The following is a 26524-nucleotide window of genomic DNA, read 5'->3' as shown; positions in this document are numbered from 1 at the left end:
CCTAGTGCAGCTTCCGCTGGTTGATGTGGCGGATTCCGTAGACCACGACACCCCAGATGTGCAGGGTCGACAGCGACGGGACCTCCACGTCGGGGTAGGCCGGGTTCTCCGGGTGCAGCACGACCCGGTCGGGGTGGACGTGGAGGGTCTTGATGGTGAAGTCCCCGTCGAGGACGGCGATCACGACATCGCCGTCTTGGGGGGTGAGGGAGCGGTCCACGAGGACTTCGTCGCCGGAGTAGATCCCGATGCCTTCCATGGAGTCTCCGGTGACGCGGAGGATGAAGGTGGACGTCACGTCTCTGATCAGGACCTCGTTGAGGTCGATCCGGCCGTCGTCGAAGCTGTCCTGGGCAGGGGAGGGGAAGCCAGCCGGGACTCGGACCAGGACCGCAGAGACCAGCGCGGGGCGGTCAATGGTGAGCGGTACTGGGTGTCTCATGCCGCCAGGATAGAACACATATTCTAAAGCTCAGCCCATAAACACAATAGACCCGTACAAATATACGGTTTGGCTGGTGCCGATGACGCGGATTCTTCCCCGCCGACCGGACACGCCAAGGGTCCGGCTACGGAGCCGAGGCGGGCGCACCAGCCGCTTCGTTTTGGCCGGCGGCGATCTGGGCGGCCCAGCGTTGCCGGAACGGCCGGCGGGGGCCAGACGCGGGGGCCGACGCGGGGACGGCCTCGGCGGCAGCCGTCCGGGCCGCGTAGCGTTCGGCGGCCGCCCGTGCTGCCGCGCGGCGCTGGGCGGCCTCGGCGGCGACACGCTGGTCGCGGGACCGCAGCGGGGTGCCGTCGGGGTGGGTCCAGGCGCGCATCCGGGCGGTGAGCCAGGCTCCGGGATTCTCGATGCCCGCTACGGTGAGGAAGCCGTAGCGGGTGCCCTGAGGCGTCCAGTCCAGGGCGGTGAGCACGTCGGCGATGGTCCATCCGGCCTCGAAGAACGGCTTGCACACGCTCACGACGTGGGCGGTGGTGAGCTGGCGCAGCACGATGGCCTCGTGCTGGAGCTCCAGGGCAGCCGCGCGCTGAGTCTCCTTCCGCGCCCGACGGATCCCCCGCCTCGTCAAAGGCTCCGTCGTCGCATGACGAGGCCACAGCGGGGCTGTACGACGGCTTAGGGCGGCGACCACCTCGCGCCGCTGCGCGGCGCGCTTTCGGGTGGGTCGCGGCGAAGCCGCGTCCTTCGGGGAAAGCTCTTCGCGCGCGTGCGGGGAAAGACTCTCCCACTTCGTGGGGACCGGGGTGTCAGTTAGTTCCACAGGCTCACCTGCCGGCTGGACGGTGTTGTGGATGAGCGCGTAGACGGGCGCCTCGCCCTGGGTGCGGCCGGTGGAGCGCGGGGTGCGGGCAGCGCTGCGGCCGGTGGCCACCACGGCCAGCAGCCCGCACTCGCGCAGGTGACGGATCACCCGCGCCACGGTGGAGCGGGAGCGGTCGATCTTCGCAGCGACCCAGTCCCAGGTCGTGCGCCAGGTGCGCGAGGCGGGGTTCTGCTGGCAGCAGATGATCTCCACCACGGCCAGCAGGTTCGCCCGGGCATCGGCACGGATCAACTCCAGGCTGGGGTGCTCCAGCACAGCCCGGCGCCAGGCGGCGACGTGCTTGGCGAGCTGGCAACCCTTGGGCACCGCCCGCAGCACGACGGCCTTGGACTGCTCGTGTTCCACCCGCACCCGCCGGCGATGTGAGGGGAACTCCCCAGCGGCCTCGAGGGCAGCGTCAGGGGTGGAATGTGACCGAAAATCGGCGTGACTGAGTGAAGAGGGGTCCATTTGCGGACGCGCCTCAGGTACACTAGGGGACACAACAGTCCCCTGGTATTGGATTCATGACAGGTTCCGATTCAGTTAGCTGTTGGAACGGCTGTCGCGAGTTTGGCGACCTGAGACAGCCGAATGACTTCGACGGCCCGCCCTGCCAGGCGGGTCGTCAGTCGTTTAAGCGGAATTAGCCAGCGGTAGGCGCGGCTCCTCCCTGTTGTCGAGCTTGTTGGACCTTCCAGCGTCGCGGTCGATCAAGGCGCCGATGTATTCGGCCATGCTGAGCCCCGCCTGGTGCGATGCTTCGATCGCCGCGCGGTGCTGTTCTGGAGACACACGCGCCATCAGGGCCACCTTGTGGCCCTGCAACTTCGGCTGCTGGTACTCGGTCATGGGTCGATCATGGCATATCGACACTGCTACCGATAGCGGTATCAGGTGTGTCTCGGTGATTTTTCATCCCTCCGGTACACGAGGCAAGCAGCGATGGCCTGAGTCATCTACGGCCAGGCGCAAAGTGCTGCGCGGCATGCATCCACCCTAATACATGTTGAACATGTTCAACATAAACATGTTCAAGTTCCGGGTAGCCTGGAGGGCATGTCTTGGCTAGGGGGAACTGGTTCCTGTTCCGACTCCGATGTGCTGGCTGAGCTGCCGGACTATCTCACCTGGGAGGGTCTTCATCTGGAGGTGCAGCGTCGGCACGGCAAGCCCATCCACATCGAGCCCGCCCCTGCGTGGTTGGGTCAGGACGTCACGGGGTTGTGGTTGGAGAAGGCTGAGCGGTCCTGGATTTTCCATGCTGCCGGTGAGAGCGAGCTGCTGCGCCGGCACGTGATCCTGCACGAGTACGGACACATCCTCCTCATGCACGGTGGGTGCGAGCTGACGCTGGGGAATGCCTTCGCCCACATCGGGGGCTCCCGGCGGATCAAGACCCTTCTCGGGCGTTCCTCGACCTGGACGGCCCAGGAGATCGCGGCAGAGAACGCCGCCACGCGGTTGGCCGCCCGGCTGACCCAGCAGGTAGATCCTCTGCTCGAGGCCTTCTGATGAGCCTTGGAGCGGTGTTGAGTCTGCTCAAAGCTGTGGCGTGCCTCTTCGCCGCCGTGGCAGTGGTCGTTCGTCTGCCACGAGTGGCGCGGCGATGCCGAGTGGACTTCGTCTGGGTGGGCACGGCGTTGGCGGCGCTGGCCTTCTCGGCCAACGGGGTCATGGTTCCCGAACGGACCGTGGATGCGTGGCTGGGTGGGGAGAACATCTTCCATTTGGTGCGCAACCTGCTCGCGCTCAGCGCCGTATGGTGCCTGCGGGCGGCCCTGGTGCAGTCCCTGCAGCGCAGGGACTGGAGCCGGTCGCGGACCATGCGGGAGGCCGCCATAGGTGGTGCCTTGCTGCTGGGGCTGACGGCAGCGTTCTTCTCGATCGACCGGGGCCCGACCTCGGGAGCGTTCATCCCGGACCATCTTGCCCAGGGCGGCACACTGGTCTACACGCTGCTCATCATGGCGATGGGAGCCTGGAACGCCGCCGATGTAGCCCGTGTCGCCTTCCGGGAACTCACCCTGCGCCGGCCGGGGCACGACCGCCTGCTGTGGCCGGCCCTGCTCGGCCTGGGTGTGGGAGGTTCTCTGCTCGTGCTCGGCTGCACGCTCGAGGCCGGCTACGCAGTCCTGGGGTATTCAGGCACGTGGGATGCTGTAGCTGTGGCCCTGCGGGCCTCGTTCGGTCCGGTCTTCCTGCCCGGGGCCGTGCTGGTGTGCTTGGCCGTGGCGTGGCTGGGTCTCTACGCCCAAGGCCGGCGCCTGAAGATGGGTCTGCGCATGGACATCCTGAGGATCGCCCCGGTGTGGGCCCAACTCGGCGCGGACCGGTGGAGCCCTGGTGGGCGCCCTCCGGGCTGGTCCAGCGCTCTGTCGGCTGATCCCCAGAAGGTTCTCTATAGTGCCGTCATTGCCGTCGAAGACGCCCTGCGGGCAGAGAACGTAGGCCTGTCGGACAAGCAACGGTGTGCCCTGCAGGCCGCCGAGAGGAGATTTGCACTCACATCATGAGCACCTCGATCGTCGTCCCCCGCTGGGAGAGAACCGCCACGGAAGCCTTCCAGCCTCCGGTGCTGCTGGCGGCACTGCTCATCGCGTTGCCCTGGGGGGCGAACCCATCTGCCGCCTCGCTGTGGTGGGGAATCAGCGCGGCCCTGATCGTGTGCGGGGTTCCGCTGGCCGTGGTCCTCATGCTGGTGCGCCGAGGGGTGCTCACTGACCACCACGTGAGCGTGAAGGAGCACCGCCGACCGGTGATGGCCGGGGTGCTGGTGCTGGTCCTCAGCTACCTCACGGCGGCGATCCTGCTGCAGGGACCGATCGAGATCGTGGCGCTGCTCGTGGCCACGTTCCTGGCCGGGCTGGTGATCGCTGTGGTGAGTCCGTGGTGGAAGATCTCCGGGCACGGCATGATGATGGGCGGAACCATTGTTGCCCTGACAACATCCTGGGGTGTTGTCGGGCTGCTGTTTGTTCCGGTGGGCCTGGCGGTGTGCTGGAGCCGCATCCGACTCCAGGACCACACCGGTCCGCAGGTGCTTTCAGGCTTCATCTACGGGCTGGCCTTCCTGGGCAGCATCTACGCCTGGATCGTGACATGAGGAGAAACCACGTGGGGGACGCCAACCGGGAACGCTCAGCCCAGATCTTGGCCGACAAGATCAACCTGCTGTTGGATACCCTGCGCACCGAAGCCGGCCAGCCCTACGACTTCACCACGATCCAGCAAGGCCTCAAAGACCGCGGCGTGGCCATCTCACGGACGAAATGGCATTACCTGAAAACAGCCGACATCCGGGTGCGTCCCGACGAGAAACTGCTCCGGGCGCTGGGGGAAGTGTTCGGGGTGGACCCGAGATACCTCGTGCAGGAAGATGGGCCGCTCCCTCAGCAGGTTGAGCAAGAACTCCACACGGTCCGTGCCCTCCGGCGAGCCGAGGTCCGCAACTTCGCCGCCCGGGCCCTCGGTCAGATCGATCCTGAAGGGCTTCAGGCGATCCTGGACGTCATCGAGAAGAAGGAAAGTTCCTCTCAGGACGACTCCACACAGTAGGTAAAAGAGGCTGGCCCCGCCACAACGGCAGGGCCAGCCTCCTTCGTTCATCTACCTACTCGGCGTCACCCATGTCGCGGGATTGATGGCCGACGACTTCCCACTGGCCGTCGTGCTCCTCGAGGTAGAGGGTGACCTGCCGACGACCCGTTTCGTGGACGGTGGCCCCGTCGCGGGTATTCCAGGTCCATTCCACGGTGTAGGCGCGGATGGCCTTGTCCGGAGCGACGTCCTGATTGACGTCGCCGTGGACGGGGACGATGGTGGGTGCGCTGTACCCCTGGTGCTCAGCGGCCGCGAGCCACGGGGCACCTGCTGCGTTGCGTTCGGGCTCGACCTGATGCGCGGCCCAGTCGGCGGACATTAGCGGCTTGGCCCGGATCGCGGCAGCGGTCTCGGTGCGGTCGGTGGCGGTGTCCCAGAAGTGGAGCATCAGGGCGGCGACCTCGGCGGTGGAATCCACGTCGGTTCGGTCGGCGTCGTCCGGGGTGGCGAAAGTTCCCTCGCCCAGTTGTAGCGGCGCGGTAGAGACGGTGGCTTCTGGGGAACTTTGCTGGGCCTCGCTGGGCGAGTCGCAGGCGGTAAGCGGCAATGCGCACAGCAGCAGGGTTGCGGCGAGGCTGAATGAGTGGCGCATCATCTCGGCCACGCACCTTTCTCTTTGAGGATGGGCTCGGGGTCGAGGTTGTGCCCTTGGTAGGGGAAGACGAGGTCGGGGGCGCCGGGCTTGTAGATCTCAAAGTGCAGGTGGGTGGCCATGCCGAAGCGTCCGCGGTTGCCCTCGACGCCGATGATGTCCCCGCGTTTGAGCTTCTGGTCCTTGGTCACGTCCCAGGAGTGCAGGTGACAGAACGCGAAGCCGAAGTCGGGGTCGGACCCGTTCTCTTTGGCGATAACGCAGCCATCGGCGGCGTTGAACCCGGTGATTCGCAGGCTGGTGGGGGCAACGACGACTCCGCCGCTGCCGTTGCCGGCCCCAGGGGTGGCGATGTCCACGCCCACGTGCTGGTTGGCCCAGGACGGGACACCGGCCAGGGCGCGGCCGCCGTACCCGGAGGTGAAGACACCGCCGGGCAACGGGGTCGTCCATTGCCCGTCACCGAGGTCACCGTCCCAGGACCTCGCGCCGGTAGGAGCCTTGCAGCCGACGGAGAAGTTCCCCTGGGCGCCGTCGAGGATTTTCTCGATGTACTGCTGGGTCTCCGGGTAGGGCGGGACGCCGTGGTGCTGCTGCACCGCACCGGGTCCGGCGTTGTAGGCGGCCAGGGTCAGCCGCACGAGCTCATCCGGATCGTCCCCGGCGATGGGCTGAACTTGGCTTTTCAGGGCTGCCATGTAGCGGCCCAGGGCAGCGATGGCATCTTCGGGATCGAAGGGGTTGCCGCCGTCGCCGTAGGTGTTCCAGGTCGAGGGCATGAACTGGGCCAGGCCCTGGGCGCCGACGGGACTGGTGGTGTCCGGATTCCACCCGGACTCCTGCGCCAGTTGCGCGGCGACCAGACTGGCCGACAGTCCGGCTTGTCTGGCGGCCGCGTCCACGAGCGGCCCCCAGCCGTTGGGAACGGACACCACATTGGCCTTCTCGTTAGTGCCGACGGCGGTGGCCGTGCAGCTGGTGGACAGGCCCGCGGCGTCTTCCTCCTCGGCCAGGGTGGCCACGAGCATGGTCACGGTCATGATCAGGCCCACCAGCAGTCCGGGAAGAAGCAGCGCCGCCACGCCGAGGGTTCGGGGGCGGGGCCCTGCCATCAGAAGCCTTGGGAGACCAGGGCCGCGGCGTGCAGCCAGGCCCGGCGGGTGGCTGGACGTAGTTGTCGGTGGTGGATGCGGCCCTGCACCAGGTGTGGGTCGAAGGGGACGATGGCCACCTCACGCACGAACGGGGCGTACTCCTGGGCAATGGCGTGGGCCTTGGTGCTGTGCGAGGGCATCAGCTCGGAGATGACCACGACGGCGTTGCGGGCCAGATCGGCTGCTTGGGCGCCTCCTGCGTGCAGGGCCTTGAGGGCGTTGACTCCGCCCTGGGCCTTGTCGGACTCGGTGGTGGTGGCGATGACGATCTGGTCGGTGTGGGCGATCATGTGCGCCCAGTTCTCGCCCCGGGTGGAGTTGCCGCTGTCCATGATGACGAGCCGGTAGTACTTCTCGGCGACCCGGTGCAAGGCGTCCACCTCGGCCCCGGTGATTTCGTGGGTATTGGACGGCGATTCGTCGGAGCGCAGGACGTCGTAGGCATCCTGGGTTTGGTGGTGGACGAAGGCGGCCAGCTCGGCCGCTTTGGCTTCGGCGGTGAGGAAGTGATCGGCGTGGTGGAGAAGGTCCAGTGCGGTGGAGTCGTGGCCGGCGCCGTCGGTGCGCCAGCCCAGGGAGCCCATGGCTTCGTTGTTGTCCCAGGCGAGCACGCCGGCCCCGCCGTGGCGGGCGAACTGGGCGGCGAGCAGGGCAACGGTGGGGGTCTTGTTGGCACCGCCCTTCTGGTTGACGACCGCGATGGTGCGGGAGCCGATCCAGTGCCGTGAGACCGCGGCCAGGTCTTCTCGTTCGGCTACTTCCGCCGGCCCGGGGGGCAGGTGCATCCCGATGCGGTTGAGCATTCTGCGCCACCCGTGGGTGGCTGGTGCGTCGGTCAGGGAGCTGTCGGTGGCGATGAAACTGGGGGCGGAGTCGATGTCCCAGACGGTCGTGTCCGATGGTTGCAGCGCCGGGGCGCTGGAGGGCATGGACTTTGCCTGCATGGAATGGGGCTGCGACGCGTTCTCGAGAGTCGGCACGACGAGGGTGGAAGGCATCGGCTCGGCTTCCTCAAAAGAGGAACTCTCGGGCTCGGTCAGCAGTGGCTCCGGGGCCGACTCGGCGGGCACGAGCTCATCGAGGCTGACCGCACGGCTGCCTCGACGCCCGGTCCGAGAGGGGCGGGTGGCCGTCCCGTCGGTGGAGACCTCCCCGTCAGGCCCAACGACCAGGTAGGTCTCGAGTTCGCTTCCCGAAGACGGGTCGACGGCTACGACCTTGACGGGCCGACCCAAGATACGCGCGGTCTCGGTTAGCTGGGCAATGGCGTCGTCCATCGAGTTCAGGGGGGTCACCACACCGTCGATGGAGACTTCAACGGTGTCGTCGTCGGTGATCGTTGCGGTGCATCGCGGACGGTCGAGCGCCTGCGCCATGGGGATGCCTTTCGTATCAGTCGGTATCCCCCACTCCGAGGTTGGGCTGCTGAGAGACGTTGTAGTGAGCACGCAGGTGCTCTTTCACGTCGTCCCGGAGGATGATCCAGTGCGAGCCCAGCTGTATGGCTGGCACCCGCCCATCCCTCAGCCACCGGTAGGTCACCGTGGTGCTGGACAGCCCCAGAACCTCGGTCAGCTGGGCCACGGTGAGTCGCTCGGGCAGCCCGTTGAAGAGTCTGTCCAGCGACTCAGTCATGGAGAGCGCTCCAGCGATCACGGCGGCTCCGGTACATCGAAGTGGGAAAAAGTTGCTTACGGTTGCACACCATAGCTCGAAACCGCCTATAGTTGAACATGTTCAATTCGTTTCCGTGGGTGACCCATGGAGATGCACCTCGGTGCACTGGATTCAACTTAGGAGCCTAGATGGGCAATCGGTGGGCGGGGTTCGTCGCACCCGGCACGGGGACCCAGACGGTCTCGCTCCTGGAGGCGGCCCACCCTGAGTCGCCCCCGGTGCTTCGTGGGGCGCAGGCGCCCCAGCAGGGGGTTTCCGCACCGGACGGCGACCGACGGCTCGAACGGTTCCCCACGTCCTCTGCTGGTCCGTACTGGTTAGGCGCCCATGGCGGAGCGGGAGAGACCACCTTCCGGGAGCTGCTGGGCGGTGTCGAATGCCATCACCGTTGGCCTTCTCCCACCCCAGAGGCACCGTCTGCTGTCGTTGTCCTTCTCGCCCGACAGACGCATGGCGGGTTGGAAGCAGCTCGACGTGCCGCCCAGGACTGGGCCTCCGGGCAACACCCGGAGGTAGTGCTCGCGGGGTTGGTGATCGTAGCCGGCACCCCGGGCAAGACCCCGAAACCCCTGGCAGCAGCGACCCGCGTGATCTCCGGTGGTGTCCCCTCCACCTGGGTGGTGCCGTGGATCGAAGAACTCCGACTCACCGGAGCCACGGACTGGGAGTCCATGGCCCGTGAGCCGAGGAAAGTCCTCACCGCCCTCGGTGAGGCAGTCGATGAACTCATCTCCGAGAGGACCCCCCAATGATCGACCTCGTACTTGCCGCCCAGGACACCGCGCTGGCGCTGCCGGCCAACCTGCCCGACTCCAGCCCTCTGGCCCCTCCCGGCATCGGCGACACCTGGAACCGCATGGTCGGTGTCGGCAAATGGATCGCCCTGGGCATCGCTGTGCTGGGCCTGCTGGTGGTCGGCGGAAAGATGGCCTTCGACGCCCGCCGTGGAGAGACCACTGAAGAAGTATCCGGGATCATCAAGATCGTCCTGGCCGTGGCTCTGATCTCCGGTGGAGCCTCGATCCTGACCTTCATCGCCGGGGCATAACCACCACCAGACGCAGCCCCCCACACACGAGGAGCAAGACGTGACAGACCACATCGAGACCGACGACAACAGCACCTGGTGGAAGACCCCCCGCTTCCTCATCTCAGCCGTTCTCGTCGCGATGCTGATCGTGCTGGGCGTGGTCCTGTGGCTGTGGCCCGACGGAGAAGAGCCCACCCAAGCCGCCCCGGCGCCAGCCACCACCGCCGAACCGGTGGCGGGCGGGGAGTCGGAGTGCGGTTTGGACGCCACCGGCGGCACCACTCTCACGAAAGCGCCCGAGGACGTCGAGTGGACCGCTCTCGGGGCGATCTACGCACCGTCCTCTGAGGAGCACGGACCGGGCACCGTGGACGAGTCGACGGGTGTGCGCTCCTGCTACTCCCACACTCCTGAAGGGGCGTTGCTGACGACGGCGAACATGCTGGCCTCGAGCAACGATCCCCAGCTTCTGCTGGACACCCTCAAGGAGCTTGCCATTGAGGGCCCCGGTAAGGACATCGCCGTGGGGCAGGTCCAGCAGCGGGTCTCCGCGGGGGATGCTTCCACGGTCCCGGTCGAGGTTGCCGGCTTCCGACTGCTTTCGTACACGGGCGAGCGAGCCACGGTCGAGGTCGTACTGGCAGGAGACGACGGGACCGAGAAGACATACATCACCAGTAGCGCAGACCTCATGTGGCAAGACGGCGATTGGCGCTTCGCCCTGCAGGACAACGGCGACACAGGCCCCGTCTCCGGCCAGGTGTCAGACCTGAACGGGTACATCGAGTGGGGACCCCACGATGGCTGAGGAAGAGAAGTGCTTCGCACTCGATGGCTTCTGCAAGGTCAAGGAAGGAGTCAGCGACGCACTCACCGGAGCGGCCGGTGATGCGCTGGATCAGATCGCCGACGGTGTGACCGCTGCCGTGGTCGACACGATCGCCTCCCTGGGCTCCATGTGGACTCGGATCGGCAGCGCCAACCTCACCAGCAACAGTGCACCCACCTCCCAGGCTCCGGCGCGTGGGGAGTTCAACGCCTACATCGACCTGCTGCTGAGCTACGCGAGCTGGATCGGGCTGGGAGTGTGCGTGTTCGGGGTGCTGTTCCTGGGCATCGTGCTGGCCGCCAACGCCCGCCGCGGCGACGGGGCCGGGCTGGTGAACACCGCCACCGTGCTGGCCTCCGGGGCGGCCCTGATCGGTGGGGCCACCAGCCTGATCGGTTTCCTCGTCCCGGCCCGGGCGGGGAACCTGTCCGGGTCGGTGGGCTTTATCCAGGACCAGACCTTCTACCTCACCCTGGCCGTAGCCGCACTCAGCGTGATGATCGCCGGGGCTCAGATGGCCTGGACACAGCGCGCTGAACCGGCGAGGGACCTGCTGAAGAATCTGCTCACCCTGGCCGTGGTGACCGCCTCGGGGGTGACGATCCTCAATGTCCTGGTGGCCGGCACCGACGCCCTGGCCGTGCAGATCATCGACTCGGCCATCGGCGAGGACTTCCAGACCGATGTGCTCAAGCTCCTGGCCCTCGACAACGCCACCAGCGCCGGGGCGGCGGATCCAGTGTGGTTGGGCGGCAACGTCATCCTGATCATCGTCGGCGGGATCGTGGCGATCATCGTGAACCTCATCCAGTTGATGCTGATGGTGCTGCGCACCGGGATGCTGTTTTTGATGGCCGGGATCCTGCCGCTCTCAGCCGCCTTCTTGAACACCGAGACGGGGAAGAACTTTTTCCAGAAGGTCATCGCCTGGACCCTGGCCTTCGCCTTCTACAAACCGGCTGCGGCCCTGATCTACGGGTTGGCGATCAAGATGTCCACCACCGGGGTGTGGGAGGACTCCGGCAGCGGGCTGATCCAGTTCGCCGCCGGGCTGATGATGATCGTCGCCTCCGTGTTCGCCCTGCCCGTGCTCATCGGCTTCCTCAGCCCCGTACTGGGCTCGATGTCCTCCTCCGGCGGTAGCAGCGGCGGGGCGCTGGGGATCGCGGCGATGGGCGCGGCGATCCCGCAGGGCGCCTCCCATCTGGCCCGGTCCGGGCGCGGCTTCGGCTCCGACAGCTCCGCTGCCCAGCCGCCCAGCAAGGCCAGCGCCCCAACCACATCGAGCCCCGCTCCCATCGGCGGTGGGGGCGCGGGAACGACTGGGGCCGGTGCCGCAGGGACCACAGGAACGAGTGCCGCTGGCACCGCAGGCACTGCCGCCGCTGGTGCGGCCGCGGCCCCGGTCGCGGCCGGAATGATGGCCGCGGACGCGGTGAAGAAGACCGGGGAAACCGTCTCCGAGGCCACGCAGTCCAGTGCCGGAGGCGGCACTTCGACTGGGAGCTCCACCTCGCCCAGCAGCTCGGCAGGTGCAGCCTCCGTCGCCGCGCCCGGCAACGACGGAGCCGGAAAACCCTCCACGGGCACCGGGGCGCAACCCGCCCCGGGTCCTGGTGCGGGTGTGGCAGCACCGGGCAGCGGGGCCCGCCCGACAACGAGCACAGGGGCCAGCCCGCCCCCAGGCAGTGGCTCCGGTGCGACACCGCTGCGTACCGGGGCGCAGCCGACTGGCCCCGCCGGTGCGGGACAGCTCGGGAAGGCCGCACAGCAACAGGCACGTGCGTTCAAGGCGCAGATCGCCAACGAGACCGGAAACGAGGCCCGCCCTGATGGCGCAGACCGAAGCTAAAACCGAGAACCGTCCGCGGGTGTACGGCAACTTCCGCACCCCCACCTCCAAGGGCCTGGCCGGGCTCTCGACCGCCGGTACCGTGCTGCTGATCGGTGGGGTGGTCGGCGGGATCCTGTTGATGATGCTCAATCTGTGGTTAGTGGCCCTGGGTTTCGAAGCGGTGATCCTGGTCCTGATCGCGCTGTCCATGAGCAAGAACAAGCACGGGCGCACCCTGATCGAGCGCATCGTCCGCCGGGCCGGGTGGGCCAACGCCGTCTACGCCGGGGCCAACGTCTACCGGGCAGGGCCGGTGTCCCGGGTCCCGGAAGGCACCACGAAGCTGCCCGGGGTCTCAGCCCGCTCCAGGATCACCGAGAACGTCGACGGCTACGGCCGCCCCTTCGCCCTGCTCGAGGTCCCGCAGAAGCACCACTACACCGTGGTGTTCTCCTCCGAGCCCGACGGTGGCGGGATGGTCGATCAGGAGCACATCAACCGGTGGGTGGACCGCTGGGCGCACTGGTTGGGCATGCTCACCGACGAGCCCGGCCTGACCGCCGCCTCGGTGACGATCGAGACCGCCCCGGACTCCGGGTACCGCCTGGCCCGGAAGATCGAGGCCCGCATGGCCGAGAACGCCCCGGCCTTCGCCCGCGACGTCATCAACGAGACCGTGCAGATGCTGCCCACCGGGGCCACCGTCACCCGGGCCTACATCGCGGTGACCTTCAAAGCCTCCGTGCGGGCCGGCGGGCGCATTCGCAACGCAGCCGAGGTCGCCGATGACCTGGCCGCCCGGCTGCCCAACCTCACCCTGTCGCTGAACGACACCGGGGCCGGGGTGGCCGCCCCACTCACGGCCCAGCAGCTGTGCGAGGTCATCCGGGTGGCCTACGACCCGGCCGAGGCAATCCTCTTCGACCGGGCCCACGCCCAGGGGGTGGCCCCGGAACTGAACTGGGACGAGGTCGGCCCCCAGGCCGCCGACACCTTCTGGGACTGCTACCACCACAACAACTCCTGGTCGAAGTCCTGGGCAATGTCGGTGCCCCCACGCTCCACCGTCCAGGCCAACGTGCTCCAAGCCCTGATCGCCCCGAACCCCGAGCTGGTGCGTAAGCGCGTCACGCTGCTTTACCGGCCCATCGACCCGGCGAGGGCGGCGCAGATGGTGGAGAACGACATCAACACCGCCACCTTCAACGCCTCCTCCCGCAACCGCGCCACCGCCCGGGACACCCGCGAAGCTCGCGCTGCCCAGGCCACCGCCGCTGAGGAGGCCGACGGGGCGGGGCTGCTGAACTTCGGGCTGGTGGTCACCGCCACCGTCCGTTCCAAGGGCGAGCTCGATGAGGCCGAGGCCATCATCGAGAACCTCGGGACGTCGGCGAGGATCCGCCTGGAGGAGGCCTACGGCGCCCAGGACTCCACCTTCGCCGCCGGCCTGCCCCTCGGTGTGGTCATCCCGGACCACCTGGCCCTGCCTTCGACCGTGAGGAACGCCCTGTAGATGAGCACCAAGGCCCGTAAGCAGATCATCCTCCCGGCCAGCCGGGGCAACGCCTCAACCACCGTCCTGGACCGGGCCTTCGCCCGGACGAAGCTGGGCAAGGTGTTCGCCAAGCCCAAGCGCACCGGCAGCACCTCGGTGACTGCCTCCTCCACCCGTCGCCCGGGCCCGCGGGGTCACAAGGGCCGGGGGCTGGGGGAGGCGCAGCTGCTGCACCCGATCCGGGAGATGCGTGGCACCAACTACCAGGTGTGCGGGCTGTTCCCCTTCCCCATGGGCGGGGGCTCCCCGTTGGAGGGGGTGCCGTTGGGGCGGAACCTGCTCTCGGGGGAGCCGGTGTGCTGTGACCCGATCTCCTGGTTCCAGAAGCTGCGGGTGATCGCTAACCCCTCGGCCTTCATCATGGCCAACCCGGGGCTGGGCAAGTCCTCCCTGCTGCGGCGGATGGCCATCGGGCTGGCCGCCTTCGGGGTGTGGCCGATGGTGCTCGGCGACATCAAGGGCGAACACGTCGTCATGATTGAAGCCCTCGGCGGGGCCGTCTTGCCGCTGGGCCGCGGGGTGGGGCACATCAACCCGCTCGATGACGCCGGCGCGGTCGCGGCGGCCAAGCTGCTCTCTGCTGCGAAGGCGGAGGAGCTGTTGGCCGATCTGCACACCCGGCGGTTCGACCTGATCCGGTCGCTGATCGCGATTCTGCGCAAGAAGCCGCTGGATGAGCGTGAGGATCAGATCCTGGATCGGTGCCTCACCGTCCTGGAAGCCCGCCACGCTGAGTCCGGCACGGTCCCGGTCATGGCGGATCTGCGCCAGGTGCTCAAGGACAAGCCGGTCGAGGTGCGTGAGGTCTCCTTGGATCGCGGCAATGATGCCCGCTATGACGAGATCACGGAGGGTCTGGAGTCCTCGCTGAATTCCTTGTGCGGGACCGGGGCGTTTGGGCAGATGTTCGCCCGCCCCTCCACCAACAAGATCGACGCTTCCCGGCCGATGGTCTTCGACCTCTCGCGCATCTCTCAGTCCGAGTCCGATCTGCGGGCGGCCACGCTGTTGGCGTGCTGGTCGATTGGGACCGGAACGGTGCGGACCTCCAACATGCTGGCCGACGACGGGGTGATCGCCCGGCAGCGGTTCCTGCTCATCCTTGACGAGCTGTGGAACACTCTGGCGGCCGGGCCCGGCATCGTCGATCAGGTCAACGCGCTGACCCGTCTGAACCGGGAGATGGGGGTCGGGCAGATCATGGCCTCCCACACCCCGTCTGACCTGATGGCCGTGCGGGGCGAGGAGGACCGGGCGAAGGCCAAGGGCATCATGGACCGCTGCGGGATCAAGATCCTCGGCGGGTTGGCCAGATCGGAGATGCCGCTGCTGACCGAGTCCGTGCCGCTGTCGATGCGCGAGCAGGAACAGCTGGCCGCCTGGCAGGACCCGCCCGCTTGGAACCGCCGGGGTGATGAGGAGATCCAGTACACCAACGATGACGTGTACGCCTCCACCGACCGGCTCACGGTCAATGAGGCCGAGCTGCGGGCCTGGTTGGAGGACCCCGAGAACCGGGAGTGGTACTTCGACGATCGCACCACCTCCCCGCCGCCGGGTCAGGGGAAGTTCTTCATCAAGGTCGGTGCGAGGGCGGGGATTCCGTTCTCGATGGAGTTCACTCCCACCGAGCGCCAGTCTCAGGTCCACGACACCGAGAAGAAGTGGCACGAGGCCAAGTTCCGTGCCGCTCAGGAGAGGGGCGAACGATGAGCTCCCTGGACCGTAAGTACAAGGCCGGCGGCGGGGAGGTTGCCCTGCTGCTCACCTTGCTCTTTGCGCTGGTCGGTATCCCCGCGATCCTCTACGTGGTGAACACCGCCGGACATGCCCTCACCCCGCGCACCGACCCGCTGCCCACCGGGTACTGGGAACGGTCCCTGGGTGTCTTCACCGGAGACCTTCCGTGGCGCACCACTGAGATTGTCCTGGCGGCCGCCCTCGGGTTGGTGGCGGTAGCGTTGTTCGTGCTGTGGGGCTTCAAGCGCCATCAGAAGGCGAAGAAGGTCGTCAAGCACGACCGTGCCGCACCGCGCATGGCCACCGTACGTGACGTCGCCCCCTTCACCGAGAAGCTGGCGCGCGCCAAAGCGGCTCGCTTTGGCGTCGACACCCCGGGGGTGATGCTCGGGACGATGGTCCGCGGCGGGCACACGCTCTACGCCTCCTGGGAGGACACCCTCCTGCACATCTGGGGCACCCGTACCGGCAAGACCACCTCCCAGGCGGCCCCGGCGATCATCGAGGCCCCGGGCCCGGTGATCGCCACCTCCAACAAGCGCGACCTCTCCGACCTGACCCGCGACCTCCGCGCCGCTGACGGCGACGTGTGGGTCTTCGACCCGCAAGGAGTCGCCGGGGAGAAGCCCACCTGGTGGTGGAACCCGCTGACCTACGTCACCGACAGTGAGCGGGCGGCGGAGATGGCGAACAACTTCGCCGCTGGCTCCCGAGACGTTGGCGCCAAGGGCGATGGTCACTTCGACTCCGCCGGCAAGGACCTCTTGGCCGGGCTGCTGCTCGCGGCCGCGGTGGGCGGGGAACCGATCGAGCGGGTGCACTACTGGCTGACCCGTTCCACCGATGAGACCCCGGCACTACTGCTGGATGAGCACGGGTGGACCAAGGAAGCCGACTCGGTGGCCAGCACGATCCAGCAACCGGAGAAGTACCGCGGCAGCGTCTACTCCACCGCCCTGCAGATGGCCGCGTGCCTGAAGAACGAGAAGATCGCCGCTTGGGTCAACCCCACTGGTCCGGACGACGATCGCCCGCAGTTCGATCCCCAGGCATTCGTGCGCGGCAAGCACACCCTCTACGCGCTATCGAAGGAAGGGGCCGGCACCGCCGGCCCCCTGGTCACCGCTCTGACCGTGGCCACCGTGACCGCCGCCGAGGAGCACGCCGTCACCCAGGCCGGGGGCCGACTGGCCACTCCCATGCTCTGCGTGCTGGACGAGGCCGCCAACGTCTGCCGATGGATGAACCTGCCCAACCTCTACAGCCACTACGGCTCCCGCGGCATCGTGGTCTCCACGTTCTTGCAGTCTTGGTCCCAGGGCGTGGACGTGTGGGGCGAGTCCGGGATGCGCAAGCTGTTCTCCACCGCCAACGTCGTCACCTACGGCGGCAACGTCAAGGAGGAGGGCTACTTGAAGATGCTCTCGGAGCTGATCGGCAAGTACACCTACACCTCCGTCTCCTCCTCGAGGCAAAAGGACTCCGGGTCCACCTCCCGACAGGACGCCACCGACGACATCCTCTCCGTCGCGGATCTGGCGGCCCTGCCCAAGGGCCGGGCCGTGATGTTCGGCTCCGGAGCCCGGGCCGTGCTGCTGCGCACCATTCCCATTGACCACCGCCCCTACGCGGATGCATCCAGGGCCTCCGAAGAAGCCCACAACAACCCGACGGCGGCCACCGTCGACCAGGGCGACGAGCCCGCGAAGCCGGCTGCTGGGGCAACCGCGGCCGCACCTGCCGGGAACCGGTGGGCGGCGCTGGTGAAGGAGTAGACATGAACTGGGAAGAGGAAGCCGAGGAGGGCAACGAGGACGTCGAGGAACAGCCTCCTGCACAGCTGTTCTACGCGAACGTGGCGGAGTTCGTGACCGAGCAACTGGCGCCCGTGTACCGACGTCAGCTGGACCCTGCGGGTCGCTCGACCACGTTCACCTGGTGCGCCCAGTGGTGGCGCCATGAGGAAGCGGTGAGCCGCCTGACGGGGCTGTGGCGGGCGTGGGAGCAGCTACGCACCGACCCGTCCACGGGATTAGCCGTGTGGTGGCGTGACTACGCCGACCCCACGATGCGCGTGCTCTTCGAGGAGAAAGGACCCTTCCACGGGTGCACCCCCAGGGAGCACAGCCCCAAGGGAGTGCCCCTGACCCTGGACCCACCGCCGGAGTGCCTGTTCGACTGAACTCCACAGCGAAAGGGACGCAACCTGTCACAGGTTGCGTCCGGAGCGTGAAGAATACAGGGATGACTACCGAGCAGTTCAACGAGGACGTGGACGCAGCCATCGCAGCGTCGAGGCCGACCCCTGAGATGTCGATGGCACGCGAGGCCGGCGAGGTGATCAGCCACATGCTCGGAGACGGTAGATCGGTAATCGATCCGGCTACAACTATTTGGACGGCTGGGGCTGCTGAGGATCTTCGCGCCAGGATCGAGGATAACGCGCTGGTCGGGACGGATCAGGGGCAGTGGGACAAACTCGACCTACAACTCCGGGATGCCCCCCGGGAGGTGGTGCTCCTTGCCGCCGAGCTCGTCTTCTTGCGCGAACATCCTCTTCGGCCAGCCCTACCAGAGACTCGTCGGGCCCACATCGAGGGGGTCCTATCCCATCTCGAGGTGCCGTCGACCATCCCGGAGCTGATGGCGTCCTGGCTCTCCCGTCCTGCGGGAACTGCTGGATTTAATCCGGGGTCTCCGTACAACAAAGCACTGTGGTTACACGTCATCTGGGCTTCGACCTTTGTGCGTCATTGGAACAGCCTGCCCGAGGCTGAACGCGAGGCAGCGCGGACCAATCCGTGGGAGCTGCAGCGCGTCATGCTCGCTTCAGGTAACGACCGCCCCGACATGCGCAACACGTTGCAGTTCCTTGCTCGACCAGACGTATTCGAACCCATTTCGGCAACGGGGATGAAAGTGAAAATCCGCGATGGCCTTGCCGATCGGATCGGCGGGTCGACGGGGGAGACCCCGGCATCGATCGACCGTGATCTGCTGACGATCCGCGCCGCGTTGACTCGCGAGATCGAGGGGCCTTTCCAATTTTGGTCACCGGGTGTGAGAGAGCTCTGGGATTCATCTTCGGCCAAGACCCCCTCGACAACAGGTGAAAGTTCCGAGCTGAACGAGCCTCGTCCGCGCCACTACTGGCTGTACTCTCCCGGCGCGCAGGCGTCTGAGTGGGGGGATTTTTCAGCGAACAGCATCATGGCAATCGGCTGGGATCAGCTCGACGACCTTGCGACGTACCCGAGCCGGGAGGCGATTCGTCAGGCGCTCGATGTCGGGGAGACCGGCGGGTCGATGAGAAACGCCGTTCTCGCAGTATGGGAGTTTCAAAATGAAATTGCTGTGGGCGACATCGTCTACGCCAAGCGCGGAAGACGGGAGATCGTCGGACGCGGTGTAGTCACCTCCGAGGCTCGGTTCGAGCCGGCCCGGGCCTCGTTTCGACACGTCCGTTCGGTGACGTGGACCCACACCGGGTCTTGGGAGCACCCCGGGGACGCCGCAACGAAGACCCTCACCGACATCACGACGTACCACGACTACGTCGAAAAACTCGAAGCTCTCGTCACCGATGAGGTGGAGGCGGAGGAGCCCGCCATATCCACGCCGCTTCCGGGCTACGACCAGACGGCGTTCCTGAGCGAGGTCTACCTGGCTGAGGAGCGATACGGACGCCTTCGCGCCTTGCTGACGCGTAAGAAGAACGTGATCCTCGCCGGACCTCCCGGTGTCGGGAAGACGTTCGCGGCCAAGCGCCTGGCGTATTCGATCATGGGTGTAAAAGATCCGAGCCGGGTCCAGATGGTCCAGTTTCATCAGAGCTACTCATATGAGGACTTCATGATGGGATACCGACCCACCGAAACCGGTGGCTTCACGCTCACCGAGGGACCGTTCTATCGATTCTGCGAGGCGGCCCGCGCCGACGATGCTGACCGGCCGTACTTCTTCATCGTGGACGAGATCAACCGCGGCAACATCTCTAAGATCTTCGGCGAGCTGCTCATGCTCATCGAAGCCGACAAGCGTGGACACGAACTGCGCCTCCTATACAAGAACGAGACGTTCTCCGTTCCCCCGAACGTGCACATCATCGGCATGATGAACACTGCCGACCGTAGCCTTGCCGTCCTGGACTACGCGTTGCGCCGCCGCTTTGGATTCTTCGAGATGGCCCCAGGCTTCGACTCGGCTGGGTTCACACGCTGGCAGCAGGATGCCGATAGCCCCACACTCGACCGTCTCGTTGATGTCGTGATCAACCTCAACGCTGCGATTGCGGACGATCCGGCGCTCGGCCAGGGGTTCGCCATCGGACACAGCTTCCTGTCCCAGCCCACAGACAGCGACAGGGACGACGCGTGGTTGTACTCGGTCGTCGAGGACGAACTCGTTCCCTTGCTCGACGAGTACTGGTTCGATGAGCCGATCAGGGCCGAGGAGTGGGCAGGTAAGCTCCGGGCTGCTGTCGCGTGACCGACCGATCAATCGCTATCCGCAATGTGTATGTCATGTTGGCGTACGCGTTCCGGGCGATGCATAGCGAAGGCAGTGACCGGATCGCGGCTGAGCAATTCGATCATCTCCATGATCTCCTTGCGGAGATCCTGGTGCGTGGTGTCGGCACCCAGGTGAAGCGTGGTCTTCACCGTGACTACCTATCACGCGGCGATGAGCTGGCTACCGTCAGGGGCCGCATCAACATCAGTCGCACTGTCGCCACCCGCTCTATGACCCGGGGGCGGCTGGTATGCGAGTTCGACGGGTACGAGCCGGACACGCCTCACAATCGGGCGCTGAAGTCAGTCATCGTTCTCCTCATCCGCCATGGCGAACTCTCCACATCGCGGAAGGGTGCATTGCGGCGCCTCCTCCCCTACCTCGATGCCGTGACGTTGGTTCCCCCGACATCAATCCGCTGGAGCGCACTCACCTATCACCGCGCCAATGCCACCTACCGGTTACTCCTTGGGGTCTGTGAACTGATCGTCCGCGGACTCCTGCCCACAGAGGACTCCGGAACCACAAAACTCACTTCCTGGGTCTCGGACGACGCCATGAACGCTTTATACGAGCGGTTCTTGCGCGGGTACTACTCCATCCACTACCCGGAGCTCTCGCCAGGCGCGGCATCCGTAGCCTGGGATTACGACGACGCAAGCGCTCTTGGAGCCGAACAGCTCCCGGCGATGCGCACCGACGTCACGCTGCGTCGTGGGAAGCGAAAGCTCATCATCGACGCGAAGTACTACGGGCAATCGATGCAGGCCGGTATGTGGGGCAAGGCGACGGTCCACTCGGCCAACCTCTACCAGGTGCTGACGTACACGAAGAACGCCGACATCAATCGTGACGGGTCCGTCAGCGGCATGTTGCTCTACGCACGCACTGAGGCTCCCCAGCAGCCCGACCTCGACGTCGTCGTCCAGGGGAATCGCATCGGCGCTCGAACCATCGACCTCAACCAATCGTGGGAGCTCCTTCGTGCACAACTCGACGACGTAGCCACATGGCTTGACCCGTGACATACCGTCGTGCTCGCCGTTCGCACAGCTGACAGGAAGTCAGGCGCCCACTTGTCTGCCGTCCGGAACCCTTCAGCCCAGTTCCAGGCCCCTCTCTCGTCCTCCTGCACGCCCGGTGTTCTTCCGCGCCTTGGGGCCGCGTTGGGTGGATCGCACGGCGTCGATTGGGGGCGTGCCCTGGTCCCGGTCGGCCGCAAGGCGTGCGCGCACGCCATCACGGCCTTCCTCGGTGCCACCGAGGGCGTCCATAAGCCTCTTGGCCAGGTTGGCGCGCCGGTCCCCGGAGTCCCACAGCTCCTCAGCCTCAGCGGCCGCATTGCGGGCATCGGTGTCGTTCTGGAGATCGCCACGGCCAGCCTCAGCGGCGTTCAGAGCGGCTGCGGCGTGGTCACGCTGTGCGTCCACCGTCTCGCGGGTGGCAGTCTCTTGCTGCACGGAATCCGTGCGCTGACTCTCCGGAGTACGTTCCTCGAGGTAGTCCTCCACGCTCAACCCGTGGCGCTCCTTCACCTGAGACTCGATCCGTCCTCGCGCGGTGCGGGCGACCTCGTCGTGCTGCTCCCACTGCCGGGCCAGCCCGTAGTGGGCAGCGATGTCTTCGGGCTTGGCGGTCTCCCAAAACCGGTCCTGGTCCACCGGCGCGAGCTCGGTGCGCATCACGGCGCGTTCGGCCTCGAAGCGCTCCTGAAGCTCACGCCGTCGGTGCTGCTGCTCCGTGACACGTTGGCGGAGTTGTTCGGCGCGCTGGCGGGCCATCATCTCGCCCCAGCGGCCGGCCACAGCCATCGCCGCCTGGAGATCTCGGGAGAGCAGGTCATTCACGCCGTCGGGTTGTGTGCTCATCTCTACAGCTCCATTCCGTGGTCCGTGCGGGGGGTGTGGTCAACGTAGGGGTGCTCAACGGTCGGGCCTTGGGTCTCACGCAGCGCACCACGGTGGCGGGTGGGACCGGCGTGCGCGGCACCCTGCCTCGCCTCACGCTTCACATCGGGCAGGGGCTCCGCCACGACCGAAAGGTGCTGCTGGAAGGCGTCCACGATCAGCTGTGTCTCGCGCAGCTCCTTGTTGGCCTGGTGCATGTCCTGGAACGCCCGAGTCATTCGCAGCATCTGCTGCATGATGAGCGCCTGCGACATCGGGGACGGCGCGCGCGTGGCCGCCAACAAGAAAGCCGTGGTGCCGCTGGTACGCAACGGCGCCTCCAACGGGGTGGTGATCTTCACCCCGGAGCGGTGCGCGGACCTCGCCAGCACCCGGGCAGTCCGTCCCAGCGGCCCTTGGCCGTCCTCGGTCGCGTGCGACCAGGCTGCGAACACCCCGGAGGCTTCACGAGCCGCGTGCGCCCACGCCTGGTGATCGTCCGGGGCGATGGTGACCAGCCGCCGGCGCACCTCTTTCAGTTCCCCGGCCAACCGCCGGGCGGTCTCCTCGTCCAGGGCCGCACCGGGGGCGTCGGGGTGCACGATGCGGCGGTGCCGCTTGGCCGCCATCCACTCCTCCGACGCCTCCTGCGCCGAGCCTGGAGTGTCCGGCCAGCGGGTCCGCAAGGACGGGAGCGTGAGGTCCTGGGCGAGCTTGCCGCCACCGAACCACAGCGGCCGCATCCCCTTCGGCGGACGCTCCGCCACCGAATACCCGGTCACCACCGAGTCGGTGCCGGCGGCGAAGCGTGGGTGCACCAGCAGGTTTGCCCGGCGCATCTGCCGCACGAACTGAGCCTCGGTGTCGGCGGCCACCGCGCACGCCCGCACGGTGCGTTCCAGCGCGAACCGGGTCGGCTCCCGCGTGCTGTCCCGCCGCACCTCGCCCTGCTGCAGCCACCGTTCGGAGTGGTTGCCGAGCTGGATGAGATGGAAGTCCTTCTCGATGCCCCGGGCGACCTTCTGCGCCCGGGAGAAGTCATTGCCGTCGGCCCACTTCGTGCCGTCCTCCCGGATCGTGGAGGCCATGATGTGGATGTGGTCGTTGCCCTTGGTGGAGCGCCCGTGATGCACCGCGACCCACTGGCACGGGGACTTTGCCCCGGCCTCGGTGAAGTCCATCTCGTCCATGAATCGAGCGGCGATGTCGGCCCATTCCTGGTCGGTGACCTCACGGTCCTGGTACGGGATCGACAACGAGCAGTGCCAGATGTGCTTGGTGTCTGCCTCAAACCCCAGCATCCGCCGGTTCAGATCAACCTCGCGCGCGATCCCCACCGCGGCGTCCTCGTTGAGCTGCGCGTCGTCGTACCAAGACATGATCAACGGCGATCCATTGATCAGGTGCGGGTCCGTGTGCTCATTGGCCCGGCCCGGACCCACGAGATACTTCATCAGCCCGATCGGCTTGTCACCCTTGGTGATGTTCGGGATCACGGCGCGAGCTCCTCGAGCTTCGCCAGCACTTCCTCACCGAATCGCCGAGCCTCACGCATCGTCTCGACCGTCTCGGGCAGCACCTCGCCGGTGCTGTTGGCGTGCCGGGCGATCTGGTTCACGTTGTTCGAGATCGTGGCCATCAGCCGGCGCATCGCCAGCAATTCGACCAGCTGGTTCCGCCGCAGCTGCACCGCCACCGGATCGGCCGAACCGAACACCGCCTCGACCATCAGCGCCGAGGGTGAGAGCCCGGTCTGCTGCTCCAGCACCATCAACTGAGCACGCTCGGCCTCGGACATGGACACCCGGACGTACTGGGTCTTGCCCTCGATCCGCTTCCGACGGGACTTCCACACGTGGCGCGGATTCTCCTGCTCCACCACAGCACCTCCTCTCCTTGCCGGCCCAGCGCAGCGCCCCCACTCCGTGGGCCCCACACGTCCAGTGTGCCACCGCAAAACCGGCAGGGCCAGCGGTGCACCCGTTTTATGGCACATAAAACATAGCTTTGCTCCGCTGGGGCACCACGGGTGCGGAGCGCCGGCGGAGCACCCGTGGTCTGTGAAACGGACGGTGTGCGTCCGTTAATGTGGGGGCATGGCTAAGCTCACTGACCCCCAGCAGGCAGAAGAAGCCGCCCAGCGGCTGCTCAACGACCGGATGGACTACGTCCGCCGGGCGATTGCTACTCGTGGTGCCCTCGACGAGGCGCGCGAAGCTCTCAAGGAGGCGGAGAAGAACGACGCCCAAGCCTTCCAGGCCGCCGTCAACAACGGCGGCTGGACCGAGGACGAGCTACGCAAGATCGGACTCTCCGCACCCGAGAAGGTGCAGCGTGTGCAGCGTCGGCGGAAGGCCGCTCAGCCCACCCCAGACACGTCCAACTCATCCGCGCAGAACGGTGGCGGCACCGAGCCGGAGCAGTGACGGCCAGTCGCTGGGTTATCGCAACCAGCTACGGCGTGCTCCTAATCGTCTCCATCGTCCTAGTGGCCCGGGGCTCGAAGATCGGATTGATCTCTGGCCTGTTCCTGGTGGTGTCCTTGCTCGTCATCTGGCGTGAAGCGTGCCAGGGTCGAGCGGACCGCGAGTTGGGCAACCGTGGCTGAGTTCCTGGCCCCGTGCCCACATGTGCACGGCAAAAGCTCTCCTCGCTCCGCGGCTTTTCCCGCACCCATGATGGACACGGGGACCCCCACCGACCACCCGACCACAGCCGGCAGGTCACCTCCCCCGCGACCGTGGCACTTCCGTAACCGCCGACTGTGGACGGCTTCCCGCACACGTAGTCACCACGCAACAACGGTGCCCGCTCCCCCACCAGGGAGCGGGCACCGTCCATCTGAACAGGCCAAACAGAGCGAGTATTTACAGCTCCAAGCCGCCCTGCTGGGAACGCTGCTCGTCGTACCGCCGCGCCACCTCGAGCGGACGCCCGGAGCCGTTTCCACCACGCCCGGCACTGCTGCGACCCGCAGCAGGGGCGTCGGGGAAGTTGATGCGCATCCGCTTCTTCAACGCCTCCAGCTCCGGATCCAAAGTCGGTTGCGGCGTCTCTTCCCCGCGCATCGCGCGCCCGATCCGTTCGACCTCCCACCGGGCGGCTTCCAGTGCGTCCTGGTGCTTGAAGGGCACGTCCAACGCCTCCCGGGCGTCCTCGACTTCCTGATACGCGGCTACCAGCCGGGCTTCGCGTTTGGTCACTTCCTCGGGCAACTTCATCACCTGGTTCTCGAGCCGCTGGATCATCCCCACGCTCGGGTTCAACGACGTGGCGCGGGTGACTTCCACGGCGATACCGGGGGCGTCATCGATGCGCAGCTCGACCGGCGACGCACTGAGGTCGGCCAGGTTCCCTGGACGCTGCACGACCCGGATGTCGTGGCCACCGATGCGCCCGGCAACCCCGAGGTCGCTCTCCCCGCCCCGGGGCGGGCGCGAGGTGGCGTGCACCCCAGCCCACCGCTGCCACGCCTCCGCCGCGTCGGCGCGCTTGTCGTAGCTGGCCCCGTCGATGGTCATCCGGAACCGTTCACCGCCCACCTCATCGGTGGTCCGCTGCGCCGCTGCGCGGAGCACGGAGATCTCCTGTTCCAGCGCATCGGCGCGCGCCTGGGCGGCGTCCTTGCGGAACACCAACGAGGACTGGTTGCGGTGCCAGGCCCGATTCAACCGCTCCAACCGGGCGAGCTCCTGATCGGCCTTCGACTTCTCCAGGATCAGCGGATTGCCACTGGAGATCGCCTTCACCTCGGCGAAGGACAAGGTGTTGTCCCCGACGTCTTCGATCTCACGCACGTCCAGGCGCCCGCGCATGATCTGGTCGATGAACTTCGACTTCCGCTCCAACGTCTGCCACATGAAGGTGTCGAAGGACCCCTTGGTCACCATCTGGGAGATGGCGACCTCCGGGTTCTGGTTGCCTTGGCGGATGATCCGCCCGTGGCGCTGGGCGATGTCGGCTGGGCGCCACGGGGCGTCCAGGTCCACCAGGTGCACCGCCCTGGCCTGGATGTTGGTCCCCACCCCCATCTTCTGGGTGGAGCCCATCAGCACGGCGATGTCTCCGGAGCGGGCGGCGGAGAACAGCCGGCCCTTCTCGGCGTCGTTCTTGGCCTCGTGCATGAACCGGATCTTCTCCGCCGGGATGCCCCGGGCCACCAGCTGGTCCTTGAGTTCGTCGTAGACGTTCCACTTCTCCGATGACGGGGTGCTCTGGTCGCAGAACACAATCTGCAACGCACCCCGGATCGGGTGCTCCTCGCCGCTGGCCGGATCCAGGAACACGTCGTCCTGGTGCTCCTCGTGCACTCGGCCGATCAGGTCCGCGGTCACACTGACCTTGGTCTCCGAGACGATGGACCCCAGCTCGGGATCGACCAGGCGCATGTCTAGGGCGGCCTTACGCCCATCGGAACTGACCTTGAGCATGTTGTCCTCGGTCCGGTCCACCAACCGCGCCTGGATCGCTTCGGCCCGCCGACCGATGTCCTCGATGTACGCCTCGAGCTCGGCCGAGGCCTCCACCGGGACCATGCGCGGCAGCCGCTTCCCGTCTTCGCGCTCGACGAGGTCCGGGGTGGGCAGATGCAGGTCCTCGGCGGTCTTCACGTCGGCGAACGTGTGGAACATCTTCAACAGCTCCGGGACGTTCTGGAACTTCGCGAAGCGCTCTTTCATTTTGAAGTTGTCCCCGCCGGCCACCGACAGTTCCATCTCGGAGACCACCTGACCGAAGGTCGCCGCCCACGAGTCGAAGTCGTGGATCCCGGCCCGCTCCAACAACTCCGGGCCCAGATAGCGCTG

Annotated in this window: 26 protein-coding genes; 15 read left to right on the top strand and 11 right to left on the bottom strand. The window is 66.8% G+C overall.

Annotation, left to right across the window (positions count from 1 at the left end; translation table 11 throughout):
• Position 1: 1 nt before the first annotated feature.
• From ACH9D2_RS00255 to ACH9D2_RS00245, 3 genes are all read right to left on the bottom strand, one after another.
• The gene (locus ACH9D2_RS00255) at positions 2 to 442 is read right to left on the bottom strand and encodes a translesion error-prone DNA polymerase V autoproteolytic subunit (protein WP_396360700.1); all 441 of its coding nucleotides are present in this window, start codon (positions 440 to 442) and stop codon (positions 2 to 4) included.
• A gap of 127 nt (positions 443 to 569) precedes the next feature.
• Positions 570 to 1673: a hypothetical protein gene (locus ACH9D2_RS00250; RefSeq protein ID WP_396360699.1), complete on the bottom strand. Its 1104-nt coding sequence runs from the start codon at positions 1671 to 1673 to the stop codon at positions 570 to 572.
• 270 nt (positions 1674 to 1943) lie between these two features.
• Complete coding sequence (locus ACH9D2_RS00245; protein ID WP_047802221.1) at positions 1944 to 2159, bottom strand: hypothetical protein; 216 nt, start codon at positions 2157 to 2159, stop codon at positions 1944 to 1946.
• A 249-nt stretch (positions 2160 to 2408) separates the two neighbouring features.
• On the opposite strand from ACH9D2_RS00245, the gene ACH9D2_RS00240 reads away from it, so the two are divergent.
• The 4 genes from ACH9D2_RS00240 to ACH9D2_RS00225 are packed head-to-tail and all read left to right on the top strand — an operon-like array spanning position 2409 to position 4865.
• The gene (locus tag ACH9D2_RS00240) at positions 2409 to 2822 is read left to right on the top strand and encodes a hypothetical protein (RefSeq protein ID WP_396360698.1); all 414 of its coding nucleotides are present in this window, start codon (positions 2409 to 2411) and stop codon (positions 2820 to 2822) included.
• A 14-nt stretch (positions 2823 to 2836) separates the two neighbouring features.
• Positions 2837 to 3823 carry a hypothetical protein gene (locus ACH9D2_RS00235; protein ID WP_396360697.1) on the top strand — a complete coding sequence of 329 codons (987 nt, stop codon included), beginning with the start codon at positions 2837 to 2839 and terminating at the stop codon, positions 3821 to 3823.
• Positions 3820 to 4413, top strand: a complete 594-nt coding sequence (locus tag ACH9D2_RS00230; RefSeq protein WP_396360696.1) for a hypothetical protein — start codon at positions 3820 to 3822, stop codon at positions 4411 to 4413. Before ACH9D2_RS00235 ends, ACH9D2_RS00230 begins: the two co-directional genes overlap by 4 nt.
• An 11-nt stretch (positions 4414 to 4424) precedes the next feature.
• The gene (locus ACH9D2_RS00225) at positions 4425 to 4865 is read left to right on the top strand and encodes a hypothetical protein (protein WP_290468094.1); all 441 of its coding nucleotides are present in this window, start codon (positions 4425 to 4427) and stop codon (positions 4863 to 4865) included.
• A gap of 55 nt (positions 4866 to 4920) precedes the next feature.
• On the opposite strand, the gene ACH9D2_RS00220 is transcribed toward ACH9D2_RS00225, so the two are convergent.
• From ACH9D2_RS00220 to ACH9D2_RS00205, 4 genes are all read right to left on the bottom strand, one after another.
• Positions 4921 to 5505, bottom strand: a complete 585-nt coding sequence (locus tag ACH9D2_RS00220; protein WP_396360713.1) for a hypothetical protein — start codon at positions 5503 to 5505, stop codon at positions 4921 to 4923.
• A complete protein-coding gene (locus tag ACH9D2_RS00215; protein ID WP_396360695.1) occupies positions 5502 to 6614 on the bottom strand; it encodes a transglycosylase SLT domain-containing protein in 1113 nt (370 codons plus the stop codon). The genes ACH9D2_RS00220 and ACH9D2_RS00215 overlap by 4 nt, the downstream gene beginning before the upstream one ends.
• Positions 6614 to 7654 (bottom strand): MinD/ParA family ATP-binding protein, encoded by a 1041-nt coding sequence (locus ACH9D2_RS00210; protein WP_396360694.1) that lies wholly within the window; start codon positions 7652 to 7654, stop codon positions 6614 to 6616. The genes ACH9D2_RS00215 and ACH9D2_RS00210 overlap by 1 nt, the downstream gene beginning before the upstream one ends.
• A gap of 394 nt (positions 7655 to 8048) precedes the next feature.
• Entirely contained in the window at positions 8049 to 8291 is a 243-nt protein-coding gene (locus ACH9D2_RS00205) for a helix-turn-helix domain-containing protein (protein ID WP_251356605.1), read from the bottom strand.
• Positions 8292 to 8461: 170 nt separating this feature from the next.
• Between ACH9D2_RS00205 and ACH9D2_RS00200 the strand changes: the two genes are divergently transcribed.
• The 10 genes from ACH9D2_RS00200 to mcrC all read left to right on the top strand — a co-directional run bounded on the left by ACH9D2_RS00200 (position 8462) and on the right by mcrC (position 20858).
• Positions 8462 to 9085 (top strand): DUF6668 family protein, encoded by a 624-nt coding sequence (locus ACH9D2_RS00200; RefSeq protein WP_396360693.1) that lies wholly within the window; start codon positions 8462 to 8464, stop codon positions 9083 to 9085.
• Complete coding sequence (locus tag ACH9D2_RS00195) at positions 9082 to 9381, top strand: hypothetical protein (RefSeq protein ID WP_396360692.1); 300 nt, start codon at positions 9082 to 9084, stop codon at positions 9379 to 9381. The genes ACH9D2_RS00200 and ACH9D2_RS00195 overlap by 4 nt, the downstream gene beginning before the upstream one ends.
• Before the next feature lie 40 nt (positions 9382 to 9421).
• Positions 9422 to 10171, top strand: coding sequence for a hypothetical protein (locus ACH9D2_RS00190; protein ID WP_396360691.1), 750 nt, complete (start codon positions 9422 to 9424; stop codon positions 10169 to 10171).
• On the top strand, positions 10164 to 12044 hold the full coding sequence (locus ACH9D2_RS00185) for a type IV secretion system protein (protein WP_396360690.1): 1881 nt from the start codon (positions 10164 to 10166) through the stop codon (positions 12042 to 12044). Before ACH9D2_RS00190 ends, ACH9D2_RS00185 begins: the two co-directional genes overlap by 8 nt.
• On the top strand, positions 12025 to 13539 hold the full coding sequence (locus ACH9D2_RS00180; RefSeq protein ID WP_396360689.1) for an SCO6880 family protein: 1515 nt from the start codon (positions 12025 to 12027) through the stop codon (positions 13537 to 13539). The genes ACH9D2_RS00185 and ACH9D2_RS00180 overlap by 20 nt, the downstream gene beginning before the upstream one ends.
• A complete protein-coding gene (locus ACH9D2_RS00175; RefSeq protein WP_396360688.1) occupies positions 13540 to 15294 on the top strand; it encodes an ATP/GTP-binding protein in 1755 nt (584 codons plus the stop codon). It begins immediately after the preceding gene.
• Complete coding sequence (locus ACH9D2_RS00170) at positions 15291 to 17096, top strand: TraM recognition domain-containing protein (protein WP_396360687.1); 1806 nt, start codon at positions 15291 to 15293, stop codon at positions 17094 to 17096. The genes ACH9D2_RS00175 and ACH9D2_RS00170 overlap by 4 nt, the downstream gene beginning before the upstream one ends.
• 2 nt (positions 17097 to 17098) lie before the next feature.
• Positions 17099 to 17503, top strand: a complete 405-nt coding sequence (locus tag ACH9D2_RS00165; RefSeq protein ID WP_396360686.1) for a DUF4913 domain-containing protein — start codon at positions 17099 to 17101, stop codon at positions 17501 to 17503.
• 62 nt (positions 17504 to 17565) lie between these two features.
• The gene (locus ACH9D2_RS00160; RefSeq protein WP_396360685.1) at positions 17566 to 19809 is read left to right on the top strand and encodes an McrB family protein; all 2244 of its coding nucleotides are present in this window, start codon (positions 17566 to 17568) and stop codon (positions 19807 to 19809) included.
• A complete protein-coding gene (gene mcrC, locus ACH9D2_RS00155; protein WP_396360684.1) occupies positions 19806 to 20858 on the top strand; it encodes a 5-methylcytosine-specific restriction endonuclease system specificity protein McrC in 1053 nt (350 codons plus the stop codon). Before ACH9D2_RS00160 ends, mcrC begins: the two co-directional genes overlap by 4 nt.
• A 72-nt stretch (positions 20859 to 20930) precedes the next feature.
• Here the strand turns inward: mcrC and ACH9D2_RS00150 are convergent, their stop codons facing one another.
• Genes ACH9D2_RS00150 through ACH9D2_RS00140 form a run of 3 tightly spaced genes read right to left on the bottom strand, consistent with a single transcriptional unit; the run spans position 20931 to position 23601 of the window.
• Positions 20931 to 21701, bottom strand: a complete 771-nt coding sequence (locus ACH9D2_RS00150; protein ID WP_396360683.1) for a hypothetical protein — start codon at positions 21699 to 21701, stop codon at positions 20931 to 20933.
• 2 nt (positions 21702 to 21703) lie between these two features.
• On the bottom strand, positions 21704 to 23215 hold the full coding sequence (locus ACH9D2_RS00145) for a relaxase/mobilization nuclease domain-containing protein (RefSeq protein ID WP_396360682.1): 1512 nt from the start codon (positions 23213 to 23215) through the stop codon (positions 21704 to 21706).
• Positions 23212 to 23601, bottom strand: coding sequence for a MobC family plasmid mobilization relaxosome protein (locus tag ACH9D2_RS00140; RefSeq protein WP_396360681.1), 390 nt, complete (start codon positions 23599 to 23601; stop codon positions 23212 to 23214). Before ACH9D2_RS00140 ends, ACH9D2_RS00145 begins: the two co-directional genes overlap by 4 nt.
• A 214-nt stretch (positions 23602 to 23815) precedes the next feature.
• Between ACH9D2_RS00140 and ACH9D2_RS00135 the strand changes: the two genes are divergently transcribed.
• The gene (locus tag ACH9D2_RS00135) at positions 23816 to 24145 is read left to right on the top strand and encodes a hypothetical protein (RefSeq protein ID WP_396360680.1); all 330 of its coding nucleotides are present in this window, start codon (positions 23816 to 23818) and stop codon (positions 24143 to 24145) included.
• A 441-nt stretch (positions 24146 to 24586) separates the two neighbouring features.
• Here ACH9D2_RS00135 and ACH9D2_RS00130 read toward each other — a convergent pair.
• Positions 24587 to 26524, bottom strand: a 1938-nt coding sequence (locus ACH9D2_RS00130) for a helicase-related protein (RefSeq protein ID WP_396360679.1), incomplete at its 5' end; no start/stop codon positions are given.

The sequence above is a fragment of the Kocuria rhizosphaericola genome (assembly GCF_044462205.1).
In the GTDB taxonomy this organism is placed as follows: Bacteria; Actinomycetota; Actinomycetes; order Actinomycetales; family Micrococcaceae; genus Kocuria; species Kocuria rhizosphaericola.
Note: the sequence above shows the minus strand (reverse complement) of the source record. Positions and strands in the feature narration are given on the sequence as shown.